The 25,351-nt window shown below is 66.1% G+C and carries 24 protein-coding genes; 7 read left to right on the top strand and 17 right to left on the bottom strand.

The genetic code is table 11. From position 1 onward, the window contains the following. From H0X95_RS32930 to ychF, 3 genes are all read right to left on the bottom strand, one after another. Complete coding sequence (locus H0X95_RS32930) at positions 1-1,047, bottom strand: Fic family protein (protein ID WP_172208432.1); 1,047 nt, start codon at positions 1,045-1,047, stop codon at positions 1-3. A gap of 347 nt (positions 1,048-1,394) precedes the next feature. Next, positions 1,395-2,606 carry a tyrosine-type recombinase/integrase gene (locus H0X95_RS32925; RefSeq protein WP_196446356.1) on the bottom strand — a complete coding sequence of 404 codons (1,212 nt, stop codon included), beginning with the start codon at positions 2,604-2,606 and terminating at the stop codon, positions 1,395-1,397. A 196-nt stretch (positions 2,607-2,802) separates the two neighbouring features. Further along, positions 2,803-3,897, bottom strand: coding sequence for a redox-regulated ATPase YchF (gene ychF / locus H0X95_RS32920; protein WP_006482062.1), 1,095 nt, complete (start codon positions 3,895-3,897; stop codon positions 2,803-2,805). A 246-nt stretch (positions 3,898-4,143) separates the two neighbouring features. Between ychF and H0X95_RS32915 the strand changes: the two genes are divergently transcribed. From H0X95_RS32915 to H0X95_RS32900, 4 genes are all read left to right on the top strand, one after another. Beyond that, positions 4,144-5,322 carry a UbiH/UbiF family hydroxylase gene (locus tag H0X95_RS32915; RefSeq protein WP_043204516.1) on the top strand — a complete coding sequence of 393 codons (1,179 nt, stop codon included), beginning with the start codon at positions 4,144-4,146 and terminating at the stop codon, positions 5,320-5,322. Between the two features lie 90 nt (positions 5,323-5,412). Beyond that, positions 5,413-6,141, top strand: coding sequence for a DsbC family protein (locus H0X95_RS32910; protein WP_006482072.1), 729 nt, complete (start codon positions 5,413-5,415; stop codon positions 6,139-6,141). A 105-nt stretch (positions 6,142-6,246) separates the two neighbouring features. Next, complete coding sequence (locus H0X95_RS32905; RefSeq protein WP_059723916.1) at positions 6,247-8,046, top strand: M61 family metallopeptidase; 1,800 nt, start codon at positions 6,247-6,249, stop codon at positions 8,044-8,046. A 147-nt stretch (positions 8,047-8,193) separates the two neighbouring features. Further along, on the top strand, positions 8,194-8,790 hold the full coding sequence (locus H0X95_RS32900) for an FMN-dependent NADH-azoreductase (protein WP_006482079.1): 597 nt from the start codon (positions 8,194-8,196) through the stop codon (positions 8,788-8,790). Positions 8,791-8,914: 124 nt separating this feature from the next. Here the strand turns inward: H0X95_RS32900 and H0X95_RS32895 are convergent, their stop codons facing one another. From H0X95_RS32895 to rpe, 8 genes are all read right to left on the bottom strand, one after another. After that, positions 8,915-9,832: a uracil-DNA glycosylase gene (locus H0X95_RS32895; protein ID WP_059723914.1), complete on the bottom strand. Its 918-nt coding sequence runs from the start codon at positions 9,830-9,832 to the stop codon at positions 8,915-8,917. Between the two features lie 13 nt (positions 9,833-9,845). Beyond that, positions 9,846-10,472 carry a CYTH domain-containing protein gene (locus H0X95_RS32890; protein WP_006482076.1) on the bottom strand — a complete coding sequence of 209 codons (627 nt, stop codon included), beginning with the start codon at positions 10,470-10,472 and terminating at the stop codon, positions 9,846-9,848. Further along, positions 10,472-11,257, bottom strand: coding sequence for an indole-3-glycerol phosphate synthase TrpC (gene trpC / locus H0X95_RS32885; protein ID WP_048989068.1), 786 nt, complete (start codon positions 11,255-11,257; stop codon positions 10,472-10,474). The genes H0X95_RS32890 and trpC overlap by 1 nt, the downstream gene beginning before the upstream one ends. Before the next feature lie 28 nt (positions 11,258-11,285). Continuing rightward, positions 11,286-12,317: an anthranilate phosphoribosyltransferase gene (trpD, locus tag H0X95_RS32880; RefSeq protein ID WP_006482067.1), complete on the bottom strand. Its 1,032-nt coding sequence runs from the start codon at positions 12,315-12,317 to the stop codon at positions 11,286-11,288. Between the two features lie 13 nt (positions 12,318-12,330). Further along, positions 12,331-12,930 (bottom strand): aminodeoxychorismate/anthranilate synthase component II, encoded by a 600-nt coding sequence (locus H0X95_RS32875; protein ID WP_006482053.1) that lies wholly within the window; start codon positions 12,928-12,930, stop codon positions 12,331-12,333. Positions 12,931-12,943: 13 nt separating this feature from the next. Continuing rightward, on the bottom strand, positions 12,944-14,437 hold the full coding sequence (gene trpE, locus H0X95_RS32870; protein ID WP_006482077.1) for an anthranilate synthase component I: 1,494 nt from the start codon (positions 14,435-14,437) through the stop codon (positions 12,944-12,946). 357 nt (positions 14,438-14,794) lie between these two features. Further along, the gene (locus H0X95_RS32865; RefSeq protein WP_006482056.1) at positions 14,795-15,559 is read right to left on the bottom strand and encodes a phosphoglycolate phosphatase; all 765 of its coding nucleotides are present in this window, start codon (positions 15,557-15,559) and stop codon (positions 14,795-14,797) included. A 4-nt stretch (positions 15,560-15,563) separates the two neighbouring features. Next, on the bottom strand, positions 15,564-16,250 hold the full coding sequence (rpe, locus tag H0X95_RS32860; protein ID WP_006482066.1) for a ribulose-phosphate 3-epimerase: 687 nt from the start codon (positions 16,248-16,250) through the stop codon (positions 15,564-15,566). 178 nt (positions 16,251-16,428) lie between these two features. On the opposite strand from rpe, the gene apaG reads away from it, so the two are divergent. Beyond that, entirely contained in the window at positions 16,429-16,803 is a 375-nt protein-coding gene (gene apaG, locus H0X95_RS32855) for a Co2+/Mg2+ efflux protein ApaG (protein WP_006477037.1), read from the top strand. A gap of 21 nt (positions 16,804-16,824) precedes the next feature. On the opposite strand, the gene H0X95_RS36085 is transcribed toward apaG, so the two are convergent. Further along, positions 16,825-16,968 (bottom strand): hypothetical protein, encoded by a 144-nt coding sequence (locus H0X95_RS36085; RefSeq protein WP_006482075.1) that lies wholly within the window; start codon positions 16,966-16,968, stop codon positions 16,825-16,827. 28 nt (positions 16,969-16,996) lie between these two features. Between H0X95_RS36085 and mltA the strand changes: the two genes are divergently transcribed. Then, a complete protein-coding gene (gene mltA / locus H0X95_RS32850) occupies positions 16,997-18,121 on the top strand; it encodes a murein transglycosylase A (RefSeq protein ID WP_049126219.1) in 1,125 nt (374 codons plus the stop codon). Between the two features lie 254 nt (positions 18,122-18,375). On the opposite strand, the gene paaK is transcribed toward mltA, so the two are convergent. The 5 genes from paaK to paaN all read right to left on the bottom strand — a co-directional run bounded on the left by paaK (position 18,376) and on the right by paaN (position 24,000). After that, positions 18,376-19,674: a phenylacetate--CoA ligase PaaK gene (gene paaK / locus H0X95_RS32845; protein ID WP_006491104.1), complete on the bottom strand. Its 1,299-nt coding sequence runs from the start codon at positions 19,672-19,674 to the stop codon at positions 18,376-18,378. 38 nt (positions 19,675-19,712) lie between these two features. After that, on the bottom strand, positions 19,713-20,165 hold the full coding sequence (gene paaI, locus H0X95_RS32840; RefSeq protein WP_059723913.1) for a hydroxyphenylacetyl-CoA thioesterase PaaI: 453 nt from the start codon (positions 20,163-20,165) through the stop codon (positions 19,713-19,715). A 1-nt stretch (position 20,166) separates the two neighbouring features. Next, positions 20,167-20,958 carry a 2-(1,2-epoxy-1,2-dihydrophenyl)acetyl-CoA isomerase PaaG gene (paaG, locus tag H0X95_RS32835; RefSeq protein WP_058901226.1) on the bottom strand — a complete coding sequence of 264 codons (792 nt, stop codon included), beginning with the start codon at positions 20,956-20,958 and terminating at the stop codon, positions 20,167-20,169. Between the two features lie 45 nt (positions 20,959-21,003). Beyond that, on the bottom strand, positions 21,004-22,206 hold the full coding sequence (gene pcaF, locus H0X95_RS32830; RefSeq protein WP_034201054.1) for a 3-oxoadipyl-CoA thiolase: 1,203 nt from the start codon (positions 22,204-22,206) through the stop codon (positions 21,004-21,006). 87 nt (positions 22,207-22,293) lie between these two features. Continuing rightward, entirely contained in the window at positions 22,294-24,000 is a 1,707-nt protein-coding gene (gene paaN / locus H0X95_RS32825) for a phenylacetic acid degradation protein PaaN (protein WP_059723911.1), read from the bottom strand. Between the two features lie 129 nt (positions 24,001-24,129). On the opposite strand from paaN, the gene H0X95_RS32820 reads away from it, so the two are divergent. Then, positions 24,130-24,906 carry an enoyl-CoA hydratase gene (locus H0X95_RS32820; RefSeq protein WP_006491102.1) on the top strand — a complete coding sequence of 259 codons (777 nt, stop codon included), beginning with the start codon at positions 24,130-24,132 and terminating at the stop codon, positions 24,904-24,906. The last annotated feature ends 445 nt before the right edge of the window (positions 24,907-25,351 follow it).

Genomic DNA, 25,351 nt, shown 5'->3' with positions numbered 1-25,351 from the left:
TTACGCTCGCCTGATCCATTTCGCACCTCGCCCCTTGCCAGTCGATTCGATCAACCCCTCTGATTTCATCGCTCGCAGCACTAGTCGAACCATGTCCCGGCTCACGCCCGGGCAGGCTTCTTCAATCTCGGAAATCGAGAACGGCAGGGTGCGCCCCAGAACTTCCGTCCGCACTCGGTCGCCTTTGCTGCCACGTCCCCGTTCGATGGTGCCGACACGCTCCTCGAACTCACGGTAGGCCCGTAGCAAGGCACCCCAGAAGTAGTCTAGCCAGGGCTTTACGTCGTGCTGCCCCTGGTGCCAGCCCTGCGAGCTGGCTTCCAGCGTCTCGTAATAGCCTTCCTTGGTTTCCTCGAAGATGCGTTCCAAACTGATGTAGCGCCCCACGGCATAGTCGAAGTGGTAGAGCAGCAGCAGGGTCAGCAAGCGGGACATGCGACCGTTGCCGTCCGGGAAGGGGTGAATGCACAGGAAGTCGAGCATCGCCAGCGGCACCAGTACGAGGGGGTCGGCCAGGTGCTGATCCAGCGCGGTGGCGTAGCGCCCGGCCAGATCGGTCATAGCCATGGGTGTGAGGTGCGCAGCGACCGGCTGGAAGCGTAGACGTGACGTGCCGTCCGGGTGACGTTCGATGATGTCGTTATTGGTAGCCTTCCAGCGCCCGCCCGCCTGCGGCATATAGCGGTACAGCAGGGTGTGGAGTTGCAGCACTACGCCCTCGCTGAAGGGCATGTGGGCGGCCGATTCGTGGATCAGCGCCAGGGCGTCACGGTAGCCGGCGATCTCCTGTTCGGAGCGGCTCTTTGGTGTTGCGTTGCGGATGACCAGAGACTTCAGCCGCGAAGGCGCTACGACAACACCTTCCAGCCGGTTGGACGACTCGGTGGACTCCACCACCGCGATCTGGCGTAGCCCCTTGAGGGCTTCGGGTGACTGCGCAGCGTAGAGTTGCTGCTTACCCTGGTACTCGCCCAGTGTGCGCAACGTGGCGGCCTGAGTGCCATCGAAGCGAAGCGCGGCAAGGTACTCGGGTGTGAGCGAGTGCATGGAAATGTAAGCCCAGGCTGTGTAAATGGGGTAATCATAGCTCTTAAATGGGGTATTGTCTCTAAAAATTCCTCTTTTATGGTGTTTGACTACCCCATTTCCTGAACATTGGATCTGTCGTGGGGGGCTGGTATGGCCGACCAAAAAAGAAATGAACGACATGAATCTAAAAAGGGTAATCAATAAATAATTACCCCATTTAATCCATTGTTTACCCCATTTTCCAGCGACCATCCTTGGGCAAAGGCAAATGGCAAGGGAACGGCACCCAAGGGGCAACGGCCCTACCCAGAAAAGGAAAAGGCCGCACCTGTCCATTCGTTCTGCAACACCCGGCGAAGTTGCCCCTATACCGTGCCACTGCCCTCCGCCGCACTCAGATAGTCCGCCCAGTCCTGCAACAGCGTCCTTCTCTGATCCAGCAGCAGCGCCTTGTTGTAGGTCGCCCGCACCTTGTTGCTTTCCACGTGGGCAAGCTGCCGCTCGATTGCATCAGGCCGGTATCCATTCTCATTGGCCCAGGTCGAAAAGGTCGTCCGCCAGCAATGCGGCGTCGTACCCCGCCCCAGGTTCATGTCACGCATGGCGTAGGTGAGTCGGTTGGGCGTAGTGAAGCCCTTGCCGCTCCGGTGCGGGAACAGATAGCGCCCACCGCCCGTGATGCACTGCAAATCCTTCAGCACGGCAATGGCCTGCACAGACAACGGGCTGACATGGTCGCGCCGCGCTTTCATCTTCGTCGCAGGCCGACGCCACAGTGCATCCTCAAAGTCGAGCTCGTCCCACTCGGCATCCGCCGCTTCCCCTGGACGGCAGGCGGTCAGCGCAATCAACCGCAGACACAAAGAGGTTTCCGGATAGCCCCGGTAGCCGCGCAACTCCTGATAGAACCTCTGGATTTGCTCTCGCGTCATCGCCGCCTTGCTCTCGCTGAACGGCACGCGTAGCAGCCCGCGCAGGCTGGGAATTGGATTGGCCTCTACCAGGCCTCGCACCACTGCGAACTCAAAGATCGCCGCCAGATCGCCTTTGACGTGAATAGCTGCCCACGCACCGTGGGCCTTGCACTCTTCCAGCAGCGGACGAATCTGTTTAACGCCAATGTCGCTCATCGGCATCCCGTCGAATTTGGGCGACAGATATTTCCTGATACGGGACTCTTTCGTGCGGTAGGAACTGAGCGCAAAAACAGGCTTGATCTCGGCTAGATACGCCTTCGCCACCTTGGCGAACGAGCTTTCCTTTGCGCGCTTGCGTTCCTCCAGCGCTTCGAGGTTGCGCTGCTTGACCTGCTGTCGCTCATGGGCGGGGTGAATACCCTGTTTGACCAAGGCGCGGGCCTTCTCTCGAACCGCACGCGCCTCAGCAAGGCTTACTTGAGGAAAGCCGCCAATGGCAAAGAGGTTCTCCTTGTCTTGCAGCCGGTACTTCCACCGCCAGAGCTTGCCGCCGGTAGACTTGACCAGCAGGAACAAGCCCCCGCCGTCTGATAGTTTCCAATCTCGATCAGTTGATTTGGCCGACCTGATCTTGGCGTCGGTGAGTAGATTCTCGGGCATCGTTGGACTCCACTGAGGGGAAAAGTACCCCCACGGTTGAACACGAGTACCCCCAACGCTACCCCCAAATTTTCCAGCCCTCGGTGAACAATAGGAACGCTCAGCAGACCGTATTGTTTATGCAACCCATTGATTTAAAACGGGTCAACCAATCCACCAAGCGCTACTGAGCGCCACCGAGATCCAACAAAAATCGTCAGACGTTGAACAGGAAGTTCATCACGTCGCCGTCGTGCACGACATATTCCTTCCCTTCCGCACGCATCTTGCCGGCTTCCTTCGCGCCTTGCTCGCCCTTGTACGTGACGAAGTCGTCGAACGCGATCGTCTGCGCGCGGATGAAGCCGCGCTCGAAGTCGGTGTGGATCACGCCCGCCGCTTGCGGCGCGGTATCGCCGATGTGGATCGTCCACGCGCGCACTTCCTTCACGCCCGCGGTGAAGTAGGTCTGCAGGCCGAGCAGCTTGAAGCCTGCGCGGATCACGCGGTCGAGGCCCGGCTCTTCCATGCCCATGTCGGCAAGGAAGGCTTCCTTGTCCGCGTCGTCGAGATCGGCGATTTCCGCCTCGATCGCCGCGCATACGGCGACCACCGGCGCGTTTTCGCTTTCCGCGTACTTGCGCACCGCCTCGAGGTGCGGGTTGTTCTCGAAGCCGTCGTCCTTCACGTTGGCGACGTACATCGCCGGCTTCGCGGTGATCAGGCAGAACGGCTTGATCAGCGCCTGTTCGTCGTCCGACAGCGCGAGGCCGCGCACGGCCTTGCCCTGGTCGAGCTGCGCGCGCACCTTTTCGAGCACCGCGACGAGCTTCGCCGCTTCCTTGTCGTTGCCCGACTTCGCCGCCTTCGAATAGCGCGTGAGCGCCTTCTCGATGGTGCCGAGGTCGGCGAGCGCGAGTTCGGTGTTGATCACTTCGATGTCGTCGATCGGGCTGACCTTGCCGGCGACGTGAATGACGTTCTCGTCCTCGAAGCAGCGCACGACGTGCGTGATCGCGTCGGTTTCGCGGATGTTCGCGAGGAACTGGTTGCCGAGGCCTTCACCCTTGCTCGCGCCCGCGACGAGGCCCGCGATGTCGACGAACTCGACGACGGCCGGCACGACACGCTCCGGCTTGACGATCTCGGAGAGCGCTTTCAGGCGCGTATCGGGCACTTCGACGATGCCGACGTTCGGCTCGATCGTGCAGAACGGGTAGTTCTCGGCGGCGATGCCGGCCTTGGTCAGCGCATTGAACAGGGTGGACTTGCCGACGTTGGGCAAGCCGACGATGCCGCATTTGAGACTCATGGAATCCTTCGGACGGGTGAGGCGGCGCGGCCGGACAAGGCACGGCGGCGCGGGAAAAAAGGGCGGCCGGCGCGTGGAGCGCGGCGGGCCGACGGTCAAAGACGCTATTGTACCGTGCCGGCGGCCCGGATTCCGGGCTGGCGCCGAACGGCCGATGCGGCGGGCCGCCGCGCCGGCGCACCGGGCTGCGATTCTGCTGATTTCCCGCAAAGTCCGGCCGCGTAAGGGTTTGGCCCCGCGGCTATAATGCCCGCCATGACTGCCCACCACTCCTTCGACGTCGCCGTGGTCGGCGGCGGGCTCGTCGGCAAGACGGCCGCGCTCGCGCTGACCCAGTCCGGCTACAAGACCGCGTTGCTCGCCCAGCCGGCCACGCCGCGCCCCGCGGATCTCGCGTTCGACACGCGCGTCTACGCGCTGTCGTCCAGCTCGCAGGCGTTGCTCGAGCGGCTGCGGGTCTGGCAGGCGCTCGACCACAGCCGGCTCGCGCCCGTCTACGACATGCGCGTGTATGGCGATGCGCATGCCGAACTGCATTTCTCCGCGTATCAGGCGTCCGTGCCGCAGCTCGCATGGATCGCCGAATCGTCGCTGGTCGAGGCGTCGCTCGACGCCGCGCTGCGCTTCCAGCCGAACCTGACGTGGTTCGACGCGCGTGCGCAGGGCTTCGACGTGCGCGACGACGCGGCCGTGCTCACACTGTCGTCGGGACAGGTGCTCGAAGCCGATCTCGTCGTCGGCGCCGACGGCGCGCATTCGTGGGTGCGCTCCCAAATGGGGGCCAGGGTAGAGCGGCGCGACTACCGGCAAACGGGCGTCGTCGCGAATTTCAAGGCATCTTTGCCGCACCGCGAGACCGCGTACCAGTGGTTTCACGAAGGCGAGATCGTCGCGCTGCTGCCGCTGCCGGACGGCCACGTGTCGCTCGTGTGGTCCGCGCACACCGCGCACGCGGACGCACTGCTCGCACTCGATCCGGCGCAGCTCGCGGCCGAGGTGGAGCGCGTGTCGCACGGCCAGGTCGGCGCGCTCGAATGCGTGACGCCGGCCGCCGGCTTCCCGCTGGCGCTGCAGACGGTCGACAAGCTGATCGCGCCGCGCGTCGCGCTGGTCGGCGATGCCGCGCACCTGATCCACCCGCTCGCGGGGCAGGGGATGAACCTGGGATTGCGCGACGTCGCCGCGCTCGCCGATGCGATCGCGGGCAAGGAAAGCTTCCGCAACCTCGGCGATACGGTGCTGCTGCGCCGCTACGAGCGTTCGCGTCGGGAGGACATCCGCGCGCTGATGGTCGCGACCGACGGCCTGCAGCGGCTGTTCGCGGTGCCGGGCTCGCTCGCGAAGGCGGTGCGCAATGCGGGCATGGCGTTCGTCGGCGCGCAGCCGCTCGTGAAGCGCTGGCTCGTGTCGGCCGCGCTCGGCTGAGCGAACCTTCCGCCACCGCGCCGGTCGGAGACGGTTCCGTTACGGCGTACACTGTGCCGTGCACTCCGATTGAGCTGAAGGAAGATTTCAATGAAAAAAACGATCCGCATCGCATCGCTGGCGCTGGCCGTCACGATGGCGACGCTTGGCTGCACCGCGCAGGCCGACCAGACCACCGACAAGCTGAAGGCTACGCTGCAGGCCCGGCTGGGCAACGACGCGCCGATCAAGAGCGTGTCGAAATCGCCGGTTGCAGGCCTTTACGAAGTGAACCTCGGCTCGCAGATCATCTATAGCGACGCGGCGGGCGACTACGTGCTGCTCGGCGATCTCGTCGACGCGAAGACGCACAAGAACCTGACCGACGCCCGCCTGTCCGAAATCAACAAGATCGACTTCGCGAGCCTGCCGTTCGCGAATGCGATCAAGGTCGTCAAGGGCAACGGCGCCCGCAAGATCGCGGTGTTCTCCGATCCGAACTGTCCGTACTGCAAGAAGCTTGAGACGACGCTGCAGTCGGTCGACAACGTGACCGTCTACACGTTCCTGTATCCGGTGCTGTCGCCGGATTCGACCGCGAAGTCGAAGGCGATCTGGTGTGCGACCGACCGCGCGAAGACGTGGGAAAGCTGGATGCTCGACCACCGCGCGCCGTCCGGCGCCGGTACCTGCGATACCAGCGCGCTGGACAAGAACCTCGCGCTCGGCCGCGGGATGAACGTCACAGGTACGCCGACGATCTTCCTGCCGGACGGCCGCCGCCTGCCGGGCGCGGTATCGGCCGACCAGCTCAACCAGGCGCTCGCCTCGAGCAAGTAACCGACTGCACGCCGGGCGCATGGCCCGGCCAGCGAGGGGCGCCCGCATGATCTGCCGGCGCCTCTCTTCGTTTTCGCCGCCGTATTCGACCGACCGATTGCCACGATGACCCAGCCGATCCGCTATTCGATTGTCCCGAAAGATCTTGCCGCGCACCTGTTCGAAGTGACGGTGACGGTTGCCGATCCCGATCCCGAAGGCCAGCGTTTCTCGCTGCCGGTATGGATTCCGGGCAGCTATCTCGTGCGCGAGTTCGCGCGCAACATCGTGACGCTGCGTGCGTTCAACGACGCGGGCCGCAAGGTGCGCATCGCGAAGACCGACAAGCACACGTGGCAGGCCGCGCCCGTGACCGGCGCGTTGACGCTGCGTTACGACGTGTATGCATGGGACCTGTCGGTGCGCTCCGCGTATCTCGACGAATCGGGCGGCTTCTTCAACGCGACGGCCGTGTTCCTGAGCGTCGCCGGTCGCGAGGACGCGCCGTGCGAAGTCGATATCGCGAAACCGGCCGGCGCGGCGTTCCGCACCTGGCGCGTCGGCACCGCACTGCCCGAAGCGGGCGGCACCCGGCGCTACGGTTTCGGCGCATATCGCGCGGCCAACTACGACGAGCTGTCCGACCATCCGGTGACGATCGGCGAATTCGCGCTCGCGACGTTCGACGCGCACGGCGTGCCGCACGACATCGTGATCGCGGGGCGCGTGACGCAGCTCGACCTGGAGCGGCTGCGCAACGACCTGAAGCGGGTGTGCGAGGCGCAGATCGCGTTGTTCGAGCCGAAGTCGAAGAAGGCGCCGATGGAGCGCTACGTGTTCATGACGCTCGCGGTCAGCGACGGCTACGGCGGCCTCGAGCATCGCGCGTCGACCGCGTTGATCTGCAACCGTACCGACCTGCCGGTGAAGGGGCGACCGGAAACGACGGAAGGCTATCGCACGTATCTCGGCCTCTGCAGCCACGAGTATTTCCACACGTGGAACGTGAAGCGCATCAAGCCAGCGGCGTTCGTGCCGTACGACCTCACCCGCGAGAACTACACGTCGCTGCTGTGGCTGTTCGAGGGCTTCACGTCGTATTACGACGACCTGATGCTGGTCCGCAGCGGGCTGATGTCGCAGGACGACTATTTCGCGGCGCTCGGCCGCACCGTGGGCGGCGTGCTGCGCGGCACGGGCCGGCTCAAGCAGAGCGTCGCGGAAAGCTCGTTCGACGCGTGGATCAAGTACTACCGTCAGGACGAGAACGCGACCAACGCGATCGTCAGCTATTACACGAAGGGCTCGCTCGTCGCGCTGGCGTTCGATCTCGCGATCCGCGCGCAGACGCGCAACCGCAAGTCGCTCGACGACGTGATGCGCCTGCTGTGGCAACGCTACGGCCGCGACTTCTATCGCGGCCAGCAGGCGGGCGTCGAGGAAAACGAAGTCGAGACGCTGATCGAAGAGGCGACGGGCGTCGCGCTCGGCCGCCTGTTCGCCGACGCCGTGCACGGCACGCGCGACCTGCCGCTCGCCGAACTGCTCGCGCCGTTCGGCGTGACGCTGACGCCCGATGTCGCGACCGGCGCGGCCGCGAAGCCGACGATCGGCGCGCGCCCGCGCGGCGGCGCGGACTGCACGTTGGCGGCGGTCTACGAAGGCGGCGCCGCGCATCGCGCGGGGTTGTCGGCCGGCGACACGCTGATCGCGGTCGACGGCCTGCGCGTGACGGGTACGAACCTCGATGCGCTGCTGGCCCGCTACCGGCCGGGCGACAAGGTCGAGGTTCACGCGTTCCGCCGCGACGAGCTGCGTACCGCGAAGCTGAAGCTCGACGGTCCGGAAGTCACCCGCTACCGGCTGACGGCGGCCGCGAAGCCGGCTGCGGCCACGAAGGCCCGCGAAGCCTGGCTGAAGGGGTAAGCGGACGCACGCGGGTATCGGGGCGCGATCAAGGATTGTTCCGTTGTTGCAACAATCCGTCGCCCTGAACCCGCTTTTTCGCGGTCATATGGCCACGCACAATGGCGTCACTCGCGCTACTGAAGCGCAACCCCACTGGAGCCTGACATGACGACCATTCTGCAAATCAATTCCGCCGCGCGTTCGCAAGGTGCGCAATCCACGCTGCTGGCCAACGAACTGACGGCAAAGCTGCAACAATCGAATCCCGGCGCGAACGTCGTGGTTCGTGACCTACTGGCCGATGCGCTGCCGCACCTCGACGAATCGGTGCTCGGCGCGTTCTTCACGCCGGCCGACAAGCGCACCGCGGAACAGAATGCGATCGTCGCGAAGAGCGATGCACTGATCGCCGAACTGCAGGCTGCCGACATCATCGTGATCGGCGCGCCGATGTACAACTTCGGCGTCTCGTCGCAACTGAAGACGTATTTCGACTGGATCGCCCGCGCAGGCGTCACGTTCCGTTACACCGAGAACGGTCCGGAAGGCCTGATCAAGGGCAAGAAGGTTCACGTCGTGACGGCCCGCGGCGGCAAGTACCTCGGTACGCCGAACGACAGCCACACGCCGTACCTGCGTTCGTTCCTCGGCTTCATCGGCCTGACCGACGTGAATTTCATCCATGCGGAAGGCCTGAACCTCGGTCCGGATGCGCAAAGCGCCGCACTGGCCAGCGCACGCGAAGCGATCGCCGCCGCGTAACGCGCAAGCTCGACGCGGGTGCGACGCACCCGCTGCGTCGCCCGATAAAAAAACGCCGCGCCCCGAAAGGGACGCGGCGTTTTTGCATGCGGTGGGGTGGCTGGCGAACCGGCCGCCGAGGCCGTTACGCGAACGTTTCGGCCACGTCCGGCAGGCGCCAGTCGATCGGTGCGCGGCCCGCGTCGACCAGATAGTCGTTCGCGAGCGCGAAATGGCGGCAGCCGAGGAAGCCGCGGTGCGCGGACAGCGGCGACGGGTGCGGCGCCTCCAGCACGCAGTGTTCGCTCGGATCGAACAGCGCGCGCTTGGCCTGCGCATGTGCGCCCCACAGCATGAACACGAGCCCGCGATGGCGGTTGGCGAGTTCGCGGATCAGCGTGTCCGTGCATTGTTCCCAGCCGCGCTTCGCGTGGCTCGCGGCCGCGCCGCGCTCGACCGTCAGCACGGTGTTGAGCAGCAGCACGCCCTGCCGCGCCCACGTATCGAGGCAGCCGTGGCGCGGCGTGTCGTGACCGAAGTTCGCGGCGATTTCCTTGAAGATGTTGCGCAGCGACGGCGGCGTGCGCACGGCCGGCGGCACCGAGAACGCGAGGCCGTGCGCCTGCGGCGTGCCGCGATCGTCGCCGTGGTACGGGTCCTGGCCGAGGATCACGACCTTGACGTCGTCGGGATGCGTCAGGCGCAGCGCGCGGAACACGTCGGTCGGGTAGACCGTCTTGCCGGCCGCGCGCTCGTCGTCGACGAAGCGGCACAGCGGCGCGTACGCGTCGCTGTCGATGAACGGCTTCAGCACGTCGCGCCAGACGGCCGGCAGCGCGTCGAATTGCGCGGCGAGATGCGGTACGTCGGCGGCAACGGACTGCGGTGCTGCGGCGGCCGGGGCCGGCGCGGACGCCGGCGCGGCGGTTTTCTTCGCGGCTTTGCGCGCGGCCGCGGGTGGCTCGGAAGCCGGGGACGGAAGATCGGCCGGTGCCGTTTCCGGCACGGGATCGTCGAACAGCGACGCCTGTTGCGGCGCGCGGGAAGTCTTGCGGGTTGCCATGCGTGATGCGTGTTTATTGCGCGCGCAGCCGGTAGCCGCGCTGCGCCTTGCTGATGTTTTCGGGAACGAGGCCCGGCAGCGCCTGCTGCAGTTCGGCGGCGAGCGTCGCGAGCGCCGTTTCCGGGCCGTCGATCAGTTCGAGTTCGATTTCGCTGATCGGTTCGCGGCGCGTGTCGCGCTCCGCCTGGACGACGATCTCGCCGAGGTCCACCGCGGCTTCGACGGTTGCGCCGCCGATTGCGATGCGCCACAGCGTACGCGAAAAATCCGTGCGGAACAGCGCGTACAGGGCGCCGGCCGCGTCATTCAGCGCGGCGGCGGCTTCCGGCACGTCGCAAGCCGCGACGAGCGCGTCGATTTCGAGCGCGTCGCCGGCGACCGGCAGTTCCCATTCGTGGCGGCGGTGCAGGCCGCCTTCCGCACTGCCGACGGTCTTGAACGTCTGCAGCCAGCCGTCCGGCGTGCGGCGCACGCGCACGGCGCTCTTCGAGCGCGCCAGCGCGAGATCGGGCGTGTCGTAATAGACGTTCGCGAGCGTGATCGCGTGGCCGGGTTCGCCGGTCAGCGTCTCGAAGAAGCGGCGCGCGGCGTCGGCCTGGCCGGCCGGCAGCGCGAGCTTGATTTCCTTTTCGATCGCCATCAGAAGAACATCCGTGCGAGTTCCTCGCCCGGCTGGTCGGCGCGCATGAACGCTTCGCCGACGAGGAACGTGTTCACGTTCGCCGCGCGCATCGTGTCGACGTCGGTGCGCGACAGGATGCCCGATTCGGTCACGACGATGCGGTCCGCCGGAATCATGTCGAGCATGTCGAGCGTGGTCTGGATCGACGTCTCGAACGTGCGCAGGTTGCGGTTGTTGATGCCGAGCAGCGGCGTCTTCAGCGTCAGCGCCTGTTCCATCTCGTGGCGGTCGTGTACTTCGACCAGCACCGCGAGCCCGAGCGAATGCGCATACGCTTCGAGATCCTGCATCAGCGGCGTGTCGAGCGCGGCGGCGATCAGCAGGATCGCGTCGGCGCCCATCGCGCGGGCTTCGACGATCTGGTATGCGTCGACGATGAAGTCCTTGCGCAGCACCGGCAGCGAGCAGGCCGCGCGCGCTTCCTCGAGATAGCGCACGCCGCCCTGGAAGAACTGCTCGTCGGTCAGCACCGACAGGCACGCGGCGCCGTGCGCCGCATACGAACGCGCGATGTCGGCCGGCACGAAATGCTCGCGCAGCACGCCTTTCGACGGGCTCGCCTTCTTGATTTCGGCGATCACGGCGGCGTTGCCGGCCGCGTGCTTCGCCCGCAGCGCGCCGACGAAGTCGCGCAGGTCGCGCGCCGATGCGTCGAGTTTCAGTGCCTCGAGCGGCGTGCTGCGCATGGCCGCCGCGACTTCTTCGCGCTTGACGGCGATGATTCGGTCGAGAATGTCGCTCATGTGGGTTCCTGCTGGATTCGTAAGAGGGTCAGCGCTTGAACTGCTGCGTGAAGCGCACGAGTTCGTCGACTTTCGCGCGGGCCTTGCCGCTCGCGATCGCTTCGCGGGCGAGCTGGATGCCGTCCGCGATCGATTCGGCGACGTTCGCCGCATAGAGCGCGGTGCCCGCGTTCAGCGTGACGATCTCGCGCGCGACGCCCGGCTGGTTGTCCAGCGCGCCGAGCAGCATCGTGCGGGATTCGTCGGCATTTTCCACCTTCAGCGTGCGGTTCGACACCATCTGCAGGCCGAAGTCCTCCGGATGGATCTCGTATTCGTGCACCTTGCCGTCGCGCAATTCGCCGACGAGCGTCGCGGCGCCGAGCGATACCTCGTCCATCCCGTCCTTGCCGTACACGACGAGCACGTGCTGCGCGCCGAGGCGCTGCATCACGCGCACCTGGATGCCGACGAGGTCGGCGTGGAACACGCCCATCAGCTGGTTCGGCGCGCCGGCCGGATTGGTCAGCGGGCCGAGGATGTTGAAGATCGTGCGCACGCCGAGCTCGCGGCGCACGGCCGCGATGTTCTTCATCGCCGGGTGATGGTTCGGCGCGAACATGAAGCCCATGCCGGTTTCGGCGATCGACGCGGCGACCTGGTCCGACTGCAGGTCGATGTTCACGCCGAGCGCCTCGAGCACGTCGGCGCTGCCGGACTTGCTCGATACGCCGCGGTTGCCGTGCTTCGCGACCTTCGCGCCCGCGGCGGCCGTGACGAACATCGACGCGGTCGAGATGTTGAACGTGTGCGAGCCGTCGCCGCCGGTGCCGACGATGTCGACGAAGTTCGAGTTGTCCTGCACCTCGACGTGGTTCGCGAATTCGCGCATCACGGTCGCGGCGGCGGCGATCTCGCCGATCGTCTCCTTCTTCACGCGCAGCCCGGTGATGATCGCGGCCGCCATCACGGGCGACAGGTCGCCGCGCATGATCAGCCGCATCAGGTGCAGCATTTCGTCGTGGAAGATCTCGCGGTGCTCAATCGTGCGTTGCAGCGCTTCCTGCGGGGTAATCGTCATCGTGAGGCTCCCGTCAGGCGGTGGGCGCGGCCGCGCGGGCCGCTCCGCGCGTCTGCTTCAAGAAATTCTCGAGCAGCGCATGGCCGTGCTCGGACAGGATCGATTCCGGGTGGAACTGCACGCCTTCGACCGGCAGCGTCTTGTGGCGTACGCCCATGATTTCGCCGTCGTCGGTCCACGCGGACACCTCGAGGCAGTCCGGCAGCGATTCGCGCTCGATCGCGAGCGAGTGGTAGCGCGTCACGTCGAAATGCTTCGGCAGGTCGGCGAACACGCCGCGGCAGTCGGTTTCGATCCGGCTTACCTTGCCGTGCATGATGGTCTTCGCGCGCACCACGCGGCCGCCGAATGCCTCGCCGATCGCCTGGTGGCCGAGGCAGACGCCGAGGATCGGCTTCTTGCCCGCGAATTCGCGCAGCACGTCGAGCGTGATGCCCGCGTGCTGCGGATTGCTCGGGCCGGGCGACAGGCAGATCGCGTCGGGGTTCAGGCGCGCGATGTCGTCGAGCGTGATTTCGTCGTTGCGGTAGGTACGCACGTCCTCGCCGAGTTCGCCGAAGTACTGGACCAGGTTGTAGGTAAACGAGTCGTAGTTGTCGATCATGAGCAGCATGGTCAGTCTCCGGTCAGAAGTCGCTATCGAGGCCGTCCTGGACCTGTTCGGCCGCACGCAGCACCGCGCGCGCCTTGTTCTCGGTCTCTTGCCATTCGGATTCGGGCACCGAATCCGCGACGACGCCGGCTGCCGCTTGCACGTACAGGTTGCCGTTGTGGATCAGGCCCGTGCGGATCGCGATCGCGAGATCCATCTCGCCCGAGAACGACAGATAGCCGACCGCACCGCCGTACAGCCCGCGCTTGACCGGCTCGAGTTCGTCGATCAGTTCCATCGCGCGCACCTTCGGCGCACCGGACAGCGTGCCGGCCGGGAACGTCGCGCGCAGCACGTCGTAGTTCGTCATGCCGGGCTTCAGCTTGCCTTCGACCGAGCTGACGATGTGCTGCACGTGCGAGTACTTCTCGATGACCATCTGGTCGGTCACCTGCACCGAGCCGATTTCCGCGATGCGGCCGACGTCGTTGCGCGCGAGGTCGATCAGCATCACGTGCTCGGCGATCTCCTTCGGGTCGTTGAGCAGCTCGGTCGCGAGTTCCGCGTCGCGCTCGGGCGTGTTGCCGCGCGGGCGCGTGCCGGCGAGCGGGCGGATCGTGACGATCTGGTCTTCGCCGCGCTTTTCCTGGCGCACCAGGATTTCCGGCGATGCGCCGACCACGTGGAAATCGCCGAAGTTGTAGTAATACATGTACGGCGACGGATTCAGCGAACGCAACGCGCGGTACAGCGACAGCGGATTGTCGCGGTACGGCTTCGTCAGCCGCTGGCCGACCTGGATCTGCATCAGCTCGCCGGCGGCGATGTATTCCTTGGCCTGGCGCACGGCGGCCAGATAGTCGTCCTTCTTGAATTCACGGAACGTCTCGGTGCGCACGCTCGCCGACGTGACGGGCGGCTGCACGGTCGTGCGCAGGCGCTGCTTCAGTTCGCGCAGGCGCTGTTTCGCCTTCGCGTACGCTTCGGGCTGGCCCGGGTCCGCGTAGATGATCAGGTAGAGCTTGCCGGCGAGGTTGTCGATCACCGCGACTTCCTCGGTCAGCAGCAACTGGATGTCGGGCAGGCCGAGATCGTCGCGCGGCGCGGTGTTCGCGAGCTTCTTCTCGATGTAGCGCACCGCGTCGTAGCCGAAGTAGCCGGCGAGGCCGCCGCAGAAGCGCGGCAGGCCCGGGCGCTGCGCGACCTTGAAGCGCGCCTGGAACGATTCGATGAACTGGAACGGGTCGCCGTCGTGCGTCTCGACGACCTGGCCGTCGCGCACGACTTCCGACACGCCGTTGCGGGTGCGCACCAGCGTGCGGGCGGGCAGGCCGATGAACGAATAGCGGCCGAAGCGTTCGCCGCCGACCACCGATTCGAGCAGGAACGAGTTGGCGCCCGCGCGTTCGGGCTGGGCCAGCTTCAGGTAGAGGGACAGCGGCGTTTCGAGATCGGCGAGGGCTTCCGCGATCAGCGGGATGCGGTTGTAGCCTTCGTTCGCGAGCGATTGGAATTCGAGTTCGGTCATGTTCCGGTCCTGTTCGGGACGAGCGGCGTGTGCGCCAGGGATCACTTGACGCTGCGCGGGTGGCCGTCGGCGAAAGGGCGGTCGATCGAGAAGTGCCTGTTGCCGGCCGGCACTCCGGGCGTGAACGTCGCGAGCCTGCGGCCGGTCCTGAACGCGAGCGTTCGGACGCGGTGGAACTCGAGGTGGTGCGACGGTCGGCGCGCGGATGCGCAGCGAGATAAAAAACGGCGCTGAAGACGTGCTTCAGCGTACCTCATCGAAGAGGTTAGCGCGACCAGCGACGCCAGGGCCAGGCTCCCCGGTCGATGCTGCTCAGACTCCGTTTTTTATTCAGAAACATGCGGATGGAAGAAATAATCAGATGGTTGGCCGGCCGGCGTTGTGCGCGGAAATTGCGCGAGCCGCGACCAGCAACGAATCGACTATACCATCCGAATTTATCGTTTGTATAGCTTTGCCGTGGTTGTAGCCGTACGGCACCGTCAGCGTCGCCATCCCGGCCGCGCGGCCCGCCAGCGCATCGTTTTCCGAGTCGCCGATCGCGACCGCGGCGTCCGGCGCGACGCCGAGCGCGTCGCAGGCCGTCAGCATCGGCAGCGGGTCGGGCTTCTTGCGCGCGACGCTGTCGCCGCCCAGCACGATGCCGAAGCAGCCGGCCAGCCCGTATTGTTCGAGCAGCTCGACCGCGAAGCGGTGCGGCTTGTTCGTCACGCACGCGAGCCGGATGCCGGCCGCGCGCAGTGCATCGAGGCCGGCTGCCACGTCCGGATAGAGGCGCGTGTGGCGGCCGTTGATCTTCGCGTATTCGCTCTGATAGATCGCCAGTGCGTCGTCGAAGCGCGCGTGCGCTTCGTCGGCCGGGAAGCGCGGCTTCAGCACGCTCTGGATCAGGTGTTCGGAGCCCTTGCCGACGTAGCCGATCACTTCGTCGCGCGACGTGGCCGGCGCGCCGAGCTGCGCGAGCATCCCGTTCAGGCCGGCCGTGAAATCGTCGGCGGTATCGACCATCGTGCCGTCGAGGTCGATCAGCGCGGCGTCGATGCGCGGCGCGGCAAAGCGGATCGGGGCCGCGTCCGTGGCGGCCTCGGCCGGCGCGCGGCCGGCGAACGACGAGTCGGCCACGGCGTCAGCTCCGTTCGACGGTCGCGAGCGCCGCGCGCATCTCGTCGATCACCTTGCGGTAGTCGGGCTTGCCGAAGATCGCCGAACCCGCGACGAACGTGTCCGCGCCGGCCGCCGCGATTTCCGCGATGTTGTCGGCCTTCACGCCGCCGTCGACTTCGAGCAGGATCTCGCGGCCCGTGCGCTCGGTGTACGCGTCGATGCGCGCACGCGCCTCGCGCAGCTTGTTCAGCGTTTCCGGAATGAACGACTGGCCGCCGAAGCCGGGGTTCACCGACATCAGCAGCACGAAGTCGAGGCGGTCCATCACGTGGTCGAGGTAGTTCAGCGGCGTGGCCGGATTGAACACGAGACCGGCCTTGCAGCCGTGGTCGCGGATCAGCGACAGCGTGCGGTCGATGTGATCGGAGCCTTCCGGGTGGAAGCTGATCAGGTTCGCGCCGGCCTTCGCGAAATCGGGCACGATCCGGTCGACCGGGCGCACCATCAGGTGCACGTCGATCGGCACCTGCACGTGCGGGCGGATCGCCTCGCAGACGAGCGGGCCGATCGTCAGGTTCGGCACATAATGGTTGTCCATCACGTCGAAGTGAATCCAGTCGGCGCCGGCGGCGACCACGTTGCGGACTTCTTCGCCGAGCCGTGCAAAGTCGGCCGACAGGATGCTGGGAGCGATGCGGAATTGAGTCATGACAGGGGAGCGGGGGACGTTGCGGCGCAAAACCGTCATTCTACCGTCCGGCGACCCGGTGCGCGGCGGCAGGCCGTGCGGTTGCGGCCCGATTGCGCATAGAATGCCGAACCAATGCGGCGCGCCCGCGGCCCGGCCGCTCGAGTCGGCGCGCGCGGTTACCTAGAGCGGACACACCATGAGTCAGTATCAGTTCACCGTTTCGGTGAAAACCAGCTACTTGCCGGAACAATCCGACCCCGATCACCGTCAATACGCATTCGCGTACACGCTGACGATCCGCAATACCGGACAGGTCGCGGCGCAACTGATCGCCCGTCACTGGATCATCACGGACAGCGAGAGCCACGTGCAGGAAGTGAAGGGACTCGGCGTCGTCGGGCACCAGCCGCTGCTGCAGCCGGGCGAGCATTTCGAATACACGAGCTGGGCCGTGATCGCGACGCCGGTCGGCACGATGCGCGGTGCGTACTTCTGCGTGGCGGAAGACGGCGAGCGTTTCGAGGCGCCGGTCGACGAGTTCGCCCTGCACATGCCGCGCACGCTGCATTGAGCGTGCAGTGTGCGACGGGCGTCAGCGCGGCTGGCGGTCGTTGTGGCGGGCCTGCTTCTTTCTGCCCGACGACGTCCACACGACGATGAAGATCAGCAGGGCAAGCGCTACGAAGGCTTCGAGCGCGAAGATGAGCATCGGATATTGGTCGAGAAAATCTGACATGGCGGTTTCCATCAAGAACGGACATTGTATGTGGTTTGGGCCCCGGCTGGCCGGGTGGATGGCCGCCGCCGCGGCGGCGGCGCTGCTCGCGGCGTGCGGTGGTGCGCCGACGCGGACCTCCGCGCTGAAGCCGCCGACCGGCGCGGCGATCGTGCCGGGGCAGGTCGCCGCGAAGCGGCTCACGCCGGTCGCGTGGCAGCAGGTGCCGGGCTGGCAGGACGATTCGTTGATCGGCGCGACGGCCGCGCTGCGGCAGAACTGCGCGCGGCTCGCGCGCCAGCCGGCCTGGGCGCGCGCTTGCGCGGCCGCCGACCGGCTCGACGAACTCGACGTCAGCAGCGCCCGCACTTTCTTCGAAACGTATTTCACGCCGTTCCAGCTCGCGAATACCGACGGTACGCTCGACGGGCTCGTGACCGGCTATTACGAGCCGCTGCTGCACGGTTCGCGCGTGCGCCGCGGCCCGTATCAGTACGCGCTCTATCGCTGGCCGGCCGGCTATCGCGCGGGCGCCCCGCTGCCGGCACGCGCGCAGCTCGAGCGCGCCGGCATCCTGAACGGCAACGAACTCGTGTGGGTCGACGATCCGATCGAGGCGTTCTTCCTGCAGGTGCAGGGCTCGGGTCGCGTGCTGCTCGACGACGGTTCGGTGATGCGGGTCGGCTTCGGCGGCACCAACAACCAGCCGTACCGTTCGATCGGCAAGTGGCTGCTCGATCGCGGCGAGCTGACGCCCGCGCAGGCGACGATGCAGGGCATCAAGGCGTGGGCGAAGGCGAACCCGACGCGCGTCGACGCGCTGCTCGACACGAATCCGCGCTTCGTGTTCTTCCGCGACATGCCGACCAAGGAAGATGCGCCGCATGGCGGCGCGGACGGTCCGATCGGCGCGCTCGGCGTGCCGCTGACGCCGGAGCGCTCGATCGCGGTCGATCCGTCGTCGATCCCGCTCGGCACGCCGGTGTTTCTGCAGACCACGCGTCCGCTGACGAATACGCCGATGAACCGGCTCGTGTTCGCGCAGGATACGGGCTCGGCGATCAAGGGGGGCGTGCGGGCCGACTATTTCTGGGGGCTCGGCGACGATGCGGGTGATCAGGCTGGCCGGATGAAGCAGGTCGGCCGGATGTGGCTGCTGTTCCCGAATTCGTGATTCGGGATGACGCGGGCTGCACGGAGGAGGCGGTCTGTGCATGAGCCGCGGGGTTCGTGGCGTGTCTCGGGTGCGTGGCGCATGCCGACGGTCTGATCGCGGGTGTGGCCCTGTGATTTAGGTTCGCGTGATGCAGCGATGTCGCGTCGAACGACGCTTTGGAATTGAAACAGCCCGATCGGTGTTGGCCGATCGGGCTGTTTCATTTGCCGGCACGGATTCGCCGTTGGGCGACGTACAGGTGGCGAGCGACCTCAGCCCTTGCGCTTGTCGACGACCCGGCGCGCCTTGCCGACCGACCGCTCGATGCCGTTCACGGGCAGCACGTTGATCACGGCCGTCACGCCGATCAGCGACTTGATGTCGTACGCGAGCGCCTGTTTTGCCACCTGGATCGCCGCGGTGTCGGGCGCGGTTTCCGGGCAGGGTTCGACGTTGAGCGTCAGCACGTCGAGCGGGCCTTCCTTCGTCAGCACGATCTGATAGTGCGGCGCGAGCGCGCGCTGCTTGAGCAACTGTTCCTCGATTTGCGTCGGGAACACGTTGACGCCGCGCACGATCATCATGTCGTCCGACCGGCCGGTGATCTTCTCCATCCGGCGCATCGTCCGGGCGGTGCCCGGCAGCAGGCGCGTGAGGTCGCGCGTGCGATAGCGGATGATCGGCAGCGCTTCCTTCGTCAGCGACGTGAACACGAGCTCGCCGAGTTCGCCGTCCGGGAGCACTTCGCCGGTTTCCGGATCGATGATTTCCGGATAGAAGTGATCTTCCCAGATGGTCGGGCCGTCCTTGGTCTCGACGCATTCGGACGCCACGCCGGGGCCCATCACTTCGGACAGTCCGTAGATGTCGACTGCGTCGATGCCCATCCGCTGTTCGATGGCGACGCGCATGTCGTTGGTCCACGGCTCCGCGCCGAAGATGCCGATGCGCAGCGAGCTTTGCACGGGATCGAGGCCCTGGCGCTCGATCTCGTCGGCGATCGACAGCATGTAGCTCGGCGTGACCATGATGATGTCGGGCCGGAAATCCTGGATCAGCTGTACCTGCTTTTCGGTCTGGCCGCCGCCGAACGGGATCACGGTGAGGCCCGCGCGTTCTGCGCCGTAGTGCGCGCCGAGCCCGCCCGTGAACAGCCCGTAGCCGTAGCTGACGTGCACCTTGTCGCCGCGGCGCGCGCCGGCGGCGCGGATCGAGCGGGCGACGAGATTCGCCCACGTATCGATGTCGGCAGCCGTATAGCCGACGACCGTCGGCTTGCCGGTCGTGCCCGACGACGCGTGGATGCGCGAGATCCGGTCCTGCGGCACCGCGAACATCCCGAACGGATAGCTGTCGCGCAGGTCGCCCTTGGTCGTGAACGGGAAGCGCGACAGGTCGGCGAGCGTCTTCAGGTCGTCCGGATGCACGCCGGCTTCGTCGAACTTGCGGCGATAGACGGGCGAGTGATCATACGCATGCCGGAGCGACCACTTGAGGCGCTCGAGCTGCAGCGCGGTCAGCTCGTCGCGTGAGGCGGTCTCGATCGGCTCGAGCGGTAGCGGGGTAGTCATGCATGTCTCCAGTGTTTGTTATGGGCGAGCCGTCGACGTCAGCGGTCTTCCGGGATGACCGTGCCCTTGATCTGGGCGGATTTGCCGCGAAACATCGCGACCGTGTCGCCTGTCTGGTTCGTGACGCGGATGTCGTAGATGCCGTGGCGGCCGGCGCGCGCCTGCTCGATCGCCTCGGCCGTCAGCACGTCGCCGCCGTGCACGGGGCGCAGGAATTCGATCGAGCAGCCGGCCGCGACCGCACTCAGGTTGTACGAGTTGCACGCGAACGCGAACGTCGAATCGGCGAGCGTGAAGATGATCCCGCCGTGGCAGGTCTGGTGCCCATTCAGGAATTCGGGTCGCACGCGCATCTGCAGGCGGGCGTAGCCCGCGCGTACTTCGGCGATCTCCATGCCGAACGCGCGGCTGCAGGCGTCGGCGTCGTACATGGCCCGCGCGGTCGCGCGGGCGAGCGCATCGGGGGCGAGCGTGGCGGTGGCGTTCGTCATGTCAACGTCCCTCGAAGCGCGGTGCGCGCTTCTCGATGAAGGCCTGCACGCCTTCCGCATAGTCGTGCGACTGGCCGAGCTTGCGCTGCAGGTCGCGTTCCAGGTCGAGCTGCTGATCGAGCGTGTTCGTGACGCTGTCTCGCATCGACTGCTTGATCGATGCGATGGCGAGCGTCGGCTGCTGCGCGAGCTGGGTGGCGAGCTGGCGGGTTGTCGCGACGAGCGCTTCGTCGTCGACCGCACGCCAGATCAGACCCCACTGTTCGGCCTGTTCGGCGCCGAGCTTGTCGCCGGTCAGTGCGAGCCCCAGCGCGCGTGCCATGCCGACGCGTTGCGGCAGGAACCACGTGCCGCCCGAATCGGGCACAAGCCCGATCTTGACGAAGGCCTGGATGAAACTGCTCGAACGGGCGGCAAACACCAGATCGCACGCAAGTGCGAGATTCGCGCCGGCGCCGGCGGCCGTGCCGTTGACGGCCGCGATCACCGGAATCGGCAGACGCTGCAGGCGGCGGATCAGCGGATTGAAATGCTCGTCGATCAGCGTGCCGAGATCGGTGGACGCGCCCGGCGTGAAGTCGAGGTCGGCCAGATCCTGGCCCGCGCAAAAGCCGCGGCCCGCACCCGTCAGAATCAGCGCACGCGCGCTGGTCGCCTCGACTTCATCGAGCGCCGACTGCAGTTCGCGATGCATCGCCCGCGTGAAGCTGTTCAGCTTGTCGGGCCGGTTGAGCGTGATCGTGGCCACGCCCGCGGCCTGATCGATATCCAGCTGGATCGCCTGATAGGACATGCAGTGTCTCCTTCATGACTTCGTTATAGGCGGACGGTGCGTGGGTTACACGCGTTCGATCGCGATCGCGATGCCCTGGCCGACGCCGATGCACATCGTACAGAGCGCGAACCGGCCGCCGGTGCGCTCGAGTTGATGGAGCGCCGTGGTGACGAGCCGGGCGCCCGATGCGCCGAGCGGGTGGCCGAGCGCGATCGCACCGCCGTTCGGGTTCACGCGCGGATCGTCGTCGGCGACGCCGAGCATGCGCAGCACGGCGAGACCTTGCGACGCGAACGCCTCGTTCAGTTCGATCACGTCGAACTGGTCGATGCGCATCCCGAGCTGGTGCAGGAGTTTCTGCGTGGCCGGCGCGGGACCGATGCCCATCACGCGCGGCTCGACGCCGGCGGTCGCCATGCCGACGACGCGCGCGCGGCGGCGCAGGCCATACTGGTCGGCCGCCTGCGCATTGGCGAGCAGCAGCGCGCAGGCGCCGTCGTTCACGCCCGACGCGTTGCCGGCCGTCACCGAGCCGTCCGGGCGCACGACGCCCTTCAGCTTCGCAAGCGCCTCGAGCGACGTTTCGCGCGGATGCTCGTCACGCGACACGACGATGGCATCGCCTTTCTTCTGCGGAATCGTGACCGCGACGATTTCTTCGGCGAGCGTGCCGTCCTGCTGCGCCCGCGCGGCTTTCTGCTGGCTGCGCAGTGCGAACAGGTCCTGATCCGCGCGGCTGATGTCGTAGTCGAGCGCGACGTTCTCGGCCGTCTCCGGCATCGAATCGACGCCATACAGCTGCTTCATCAGCGGATTGACGAAGCGCCAGCCGATCGTCGTGTCGAAGATGTCGGCCTGGCGCGCGAACGCGCTCGCGGCCTTGCCCATCACGAACGGTGCGCGCGTCATGCTCTCGACGCCGCCAGCAATCATCAGACGTGCTTCACCTGCCTTGATCGCGCGCGCGGCCGTGCCGACCGCGTCCATCCCGGAGCCGCACAGCCGGTTCAGCGTCGTGCCGGGCACGGCAGTGGGCAGGCCCGCCAGCAGCGCCGACATGCGTGCCACGTTGCGGTTGTCCTCGCCGGCCTGGTTCGCACAACCGTAGACCACGTCGTCGATCGCCGCCCAGTCAACGTCGCGGTTGCGCTCGATCAGCGCCTTGAGCGGCACCGCGCCGAGGTCGTCGGCACGGACATCTTTCAGGGCGCCGCCGTAGCGGCCGATGGGGGTGCGAATCGCATCGCAGATGTAGGCGTCTGTCATGGGCGTATCGATGAGTGACGAACCCGCCGGGTGGCGGATTCGTTCATGGTAGAGAACATGGCGGCGTTTGCACGTCGGCCAATCGGGTTATGCCGTCTGGCCGGCTTCCGCAGGTACCGCCTTCGGGGCAACATGGACGCGGCTTTGCACCACGCGGAACCGGTTGGCGACGAATGCCGGATCGGCCAGCGCGGCGTTGGCCGCCGGGTTCGCGCCCGTGCCGTGGAAGTCGGAGAACGCGGCCGACTGGTTGACGAATACGCCGCCCGTGAGGTTGATCGACAGCGCGACGCCGCCACGCACCGCCGCGTCGTGCGCGGCATCGACGATCGCGTCGTCGGTGCTGTAGACGGAGAGGGTCAGTGCGCCATGCTCGGCGGCGATTTCACCGGCCAGGTCGAGCGACTGGGCAGTCGAGTCGGTCGAGATCACGAACGAGATCGGGCCGAACCACTCCTGCGTGAATTTCTCGCGGTCGGCCACGTCGAGTTGCAGCACGAGCGGCGTGCGCACGCGCGCATCGGGGAACGCGGGGTGCTGGAGGGTCTGGCTGTCGGCGAGCACGCGGCCGAGCTTGCGTGCGTCGTCGATGCGCGCGGTCACGCCGTCGTTCTGGATCGCGCCGATCAGTTCGACCGAGCGTGCCGGGTCGCCGGTGAGTTTCTGCACGGCAACCGCGATGGCTTGCGCGACTTCGTCGAAGCTCGCGTGGCCGTCGGCCGTCCGGATGCCGTCGCGCGGCACGTAGATGTTCTGCGGTGCGGTGCACATCTGGCCGGAGTACAGCGCCAGCGAGAACGCGATGTTCTTGGCGGCGGCCTTCAGATCGTCGGTCGAATCGATCACGATCTGGTTGACGCCGGCTTTTTCGGTGTAGACCTGTGCCTGATGGGCATGGCGTTCGAGCCACGTGCCGTTCTGCGTGCTGCCGGTGAAGTCGATCAGCTTGATCTCGGGGCGCAGCGCGAGTTCCTGGACCAGCGCGCCGTCGTTGGGCTCGGTCGCAAGCAGCGTGACGACGTTCGGGTCGAATCCGGCTTCGCGCAGCACGTCGCGGGCGATCCGCACCGTGATGGCGAGCGGCAGGATCGCGCCCGGGTGCGGTTTGACGATCACCGTATTACCGGTTGCCAGGTCGGCGAACAGGCCGGGGTAGCCGTTCCAGGTCGGGAATGTGCAGCAGCCGAGCACGAGGCCCGTGCCGCGCGGCACGATCGTATAGCGCTTGTGCATCGCGAGCGGCGGGTTCTTGCCTTGCGGCTTTTCCCAGTGCGCATCGGCCGGGATGCGGCGCAGCTCGTCCCACGCATAGGCGACCGCTTCGAGGGCGCGGTCCTGCGCGTGTGGGCCGCCGGCCTGGAACGCCATCATGAAGGCTTGCCCGGTGGTGTGCATCACGCTGTAGGCAATTTCGAAGCTTGCGCGGTTCAGGCGCGCCAGGATTTCGAGGCTGACGCCGACCCACGCGCTCGGGCCAGCTTCGCGCCACGTGCGTTGCGCGGCGGCGGCGGCGGCGATCAGTGCGTCGGGCGTCGATTTCGGGTACCGGACGCCCAGCGCGATGTCGTACGGCGAGCGCTCGGCGCCGACCGTTTCACCGGTCGCCGGCTGGTCGAGTACGAAGGTCGTGTCGAGGTGCGACTTGAACGCGGCCTCACCGTCCGCGCTTGCGCTTTCCCCGTACACTTTGGGGCTCGGCATTTCGGCGAACGGGCTCCAGTACCCGCGGCTCTCGATGGCGGCGAGTGCGTGTTTCAGCGTGTCTTCGTGCTTCGTGAACAGGGCATGGGTCATGGCGGCGGCCTGATGAACGTTGAGAGGGATTGGATCGATTAATTAACCGACCGGTTGGTCGGAGAATGGTAGCATCAAACTATTCGCATGTGCGAGGCGTTTCTCATTTCATTGATCGAGGAGAAATAGATGGCTTACGAGAACATCCTGGTGGAGACCCGGGGGCGTGTCGGTCTGGTGACGCTGAACCGTCCGAAGGCGCTGAATGCGCTGAACGATGCGCTGATGGATGAGCTGGGCGCCGCGCTGAAGGCGTTCGATGCGGACGACGACATCGGCGCGATCGTCGTGACCGGGAGCGAAAAGGCGTTCGCGGCCGGTGCGGACATCGGTATGATGGCGACCTACTCCTATATGGATGTCTATCGGGGCGACTACATCACGCGCAACTGGGAGACGGTCCGCGAGATCCGCAAGCCGATCATTGCCGCGGTTTCGGGCTTTGCGCTGGGCGGTGGCTGCGAGCTGGCAATGATGTGCGACATCATTTTCGCGGCGGACACGGCCAAGTTCGGTCAGCCGGAAATCAAGCTGGGCGTCATGCCGGGGGCGGGCGGCACGCAGCGTTTGCCCCGCGCGGTATCGAAGGCGAAGGCGATGGACATGTGCCTGACCGCGCGCTTCATGGACGCTGTCGAAGCGGAGCGTGCCGGGCTCGTGTCACGCGTGCTGCCCGCCGACAAGCTGCTCGACGAGGCGATTGCCGCCGCCACCACGATCGCCGAGTTTTCGTTGCCGGCAGTCATGATGGTCAAGGAGTCGGTGAACCGCGCGTACGAGACGACGCTGGCTGAAGGCGTTCACTTCGAGCGCCGGCTGTTCCATTCGCTGTTCGCAACCGAAGATCAGAAGGAAGGGATGGCGGCATTCGTCGAGAAGCGGAAGCCGGTCTTCAAGCACCGCTGATCGACGGGCGTCGGTCGGGTGTCCGGTGGCTGGCCTGCACCGGTTATCGGCGTGATCGCCTTGCCCCGCTCATCAAAAGCCTCCGTGCGCGGTAGCGCACGGAGGCTTTTTCAAACTTTCTTCACAAAAGCGCTTGCATGGATGGGGACAGGTGCTTAGAATCACGCCTCTTTCGCGCTAACGGAAACGCGGCGCGGAGGGAAGGGAAGCAGTGCTGTTGGGGTTCGGAAGTAGCGAGCCTCGGCGGTACGGAAGTTGAGCCCCGCAGTCGCAACGAAGTCGTTCAGAAAGTTGTTGACGAACTGCGAAACACGGTTCATAATCTCGCTTCTCTGCTGCTGAAAACGCAGCGCTGCTGAGGGGTTCAAGATCCCTCGCAGACATGCTCTTTAAAAATTAACAGCCGATAAGTGTGGGCGCTTGATGGCAGCGAGCTGATCCTCGG

Source organism: Burkholderia sp. 9779_493, assembly GCF_015712215.1.
GTDB lineage: Bacteria > Pseudomonadota > Gammaproteobacteria > Burkholderiales > Burkholderiaceae > Burkholderia > Burkholderia cenocepacia.
The sequence above is the reverse complement of the archived record's forward strand: the minus strand, read 5'-3'. Positions and strand labels throughout refer to the sequence as shown.

Coding starts and splice junctions, on each gene's coding strand:
- H0X95_RS32930 (WP_172208432.1), bottom strand. CDS start 1,047: ATGCACTCGCTCACACCCGAGTACCTTGCCGCGCTTCGCTTCGATGGC.
- H0X95_RS32925 (WP_196446356.1), bottom strand. CDS start 2,606: ATGCCCGAGAATCTACTCACCGACGCCAAGATCAGGTCGGCCAAATCA.
- ychF (WP_006482062.1), bottom strand. CDS start 3,897: ATGAGTCTCAAATGCGGCATCGTCGGCTTGCCCAACGTCGGCAAGTCC.
- H0X95_RS32915 (WP_043204516.1), top strand. CDS start 4,144: ATGCCCGCCATGACTGCCCACCACTCCTTCGACGTCGCCGTGGTCGGC.
- H0X95_RS32910 (WP_006482072.1), top strand. CDS start 5,413: ATGAAAAAAACGATCCGCATCGCATCGCTGGCGCTGGCCGTCACGATG.
- H0X95_RS32905 (WP_059723916.1), top strand. CDS start 6,247: ATGACCCAGCCGATCCGCTATTCGATTGTCCCGAAAGATCTTGCCGCG.
- H0X95_RS32900 (WP_006482079.1), top strand. CDS start 8,194: ATGACGACCATTCTGCAAATCAATTCCGCCGCGCGTTCGCAAGGTGCG.
- H0X95_RS32895 (WP_059723914.1), bottom strand. CDS start 9,832: ATGGCAACCCGCAAGACTTCCCGCGCGCCGCAACAGGCGTCGCTGTTC.
- H0X95_RS32890 (WP_006482076.1), bottom strand. CDS start 10,472: ATGGCGATCGAAAAGGAAATCAAGCTCGCGCTGCCGGCCGGCCAGGCC.
- trpC (WP_048989068.1), bottom strand. CDS start 11,257: ATGAGCGACATTCTCGACCGAATCATCGCCGTCAAGCGCGAAGAAGTC.
- trpD (WP_006482067.1), bottom strand. CDS start 12,317: ATGACGATTACCCCGCAGGAAGCGCTGCAACGCACGATTGAGCACCGC.
- H0X95_RS32875 (WP_006482053.1), bottom strand. CDS start 12,930: ATGCTGCTCATGATCGACAACTACGACTCGTTTACCTACAACCTGGTC.
- trpE (WP_006482077.1), bottom strand. CDS start 14,437: ATGACCGAACTCGAATTCCAATCGCTCGCGAACGAAGGCTACAACCGC.
- rpe (WP_006482066.1), bottom strand. CDS start 16,250: ATGACTCAATTCCGCATCGCTCCCAGCATCCTGTCGGCCGACTTTGCA.
- apaG (WP_006477037.1), top strand. CDS start 16,429: ATGAGTCAGTATCAGTTCACCGTTTCGGTGAAAACCAGCTACTTGCCG.
- H0X95_RS36085 (WP_006482075.1), bottom strand. CDS start 16,968: ATGTCAGATTTTCTCGACCAATATCCGATGCTCATCTTCGCGCTCGAA.
- mltA (WP_049126219.1), top strand. CDS start 16,997: ATGTGGTTTGGGCCCCGGCTGGCCGGGTGGATGGCCGCCGCCGCGGCG.
- paaK (WP_006491104.1), bottom strand. CDS start 19,674: ATGACTACCCCGCTACCGCTCGAGCCGATCGAGACCGCCTCACGCGAC.
- paaI (WP_059723913.1), bottom strand. CDS start 20,165: ATGACGAACGCCACCGCCACGCTCGCCCCCGATGCGCTCGCCCGCGCG.
- paaG (WP_058901226.1), bottom strand. CDS start 20,958: ATGTCCTATCAGGCGATCCAGCTGGATATCGATCAGGCCGCGGGCGTG.
- pcaF (WP_034201054.1), bottom strand. CDS start 22,206: ATGACAGACGCCTACATCTGCGATGCGATTCGCACCCCCATCGGCCGC.
- paaN (WP_059723911.1), bottom strand. CDS start 24,000: ATGACCCATGCCCTGTTCACGAAGCACGAAGACACGCTGAAACACGCA.
- H0X95_RS32820 (WP_006491102.1), top strand. CDS start 24,130: ATGGCTTACGAGAACATCCTGGTGGAGACCCGGGGGCGTGTCGGTCTG.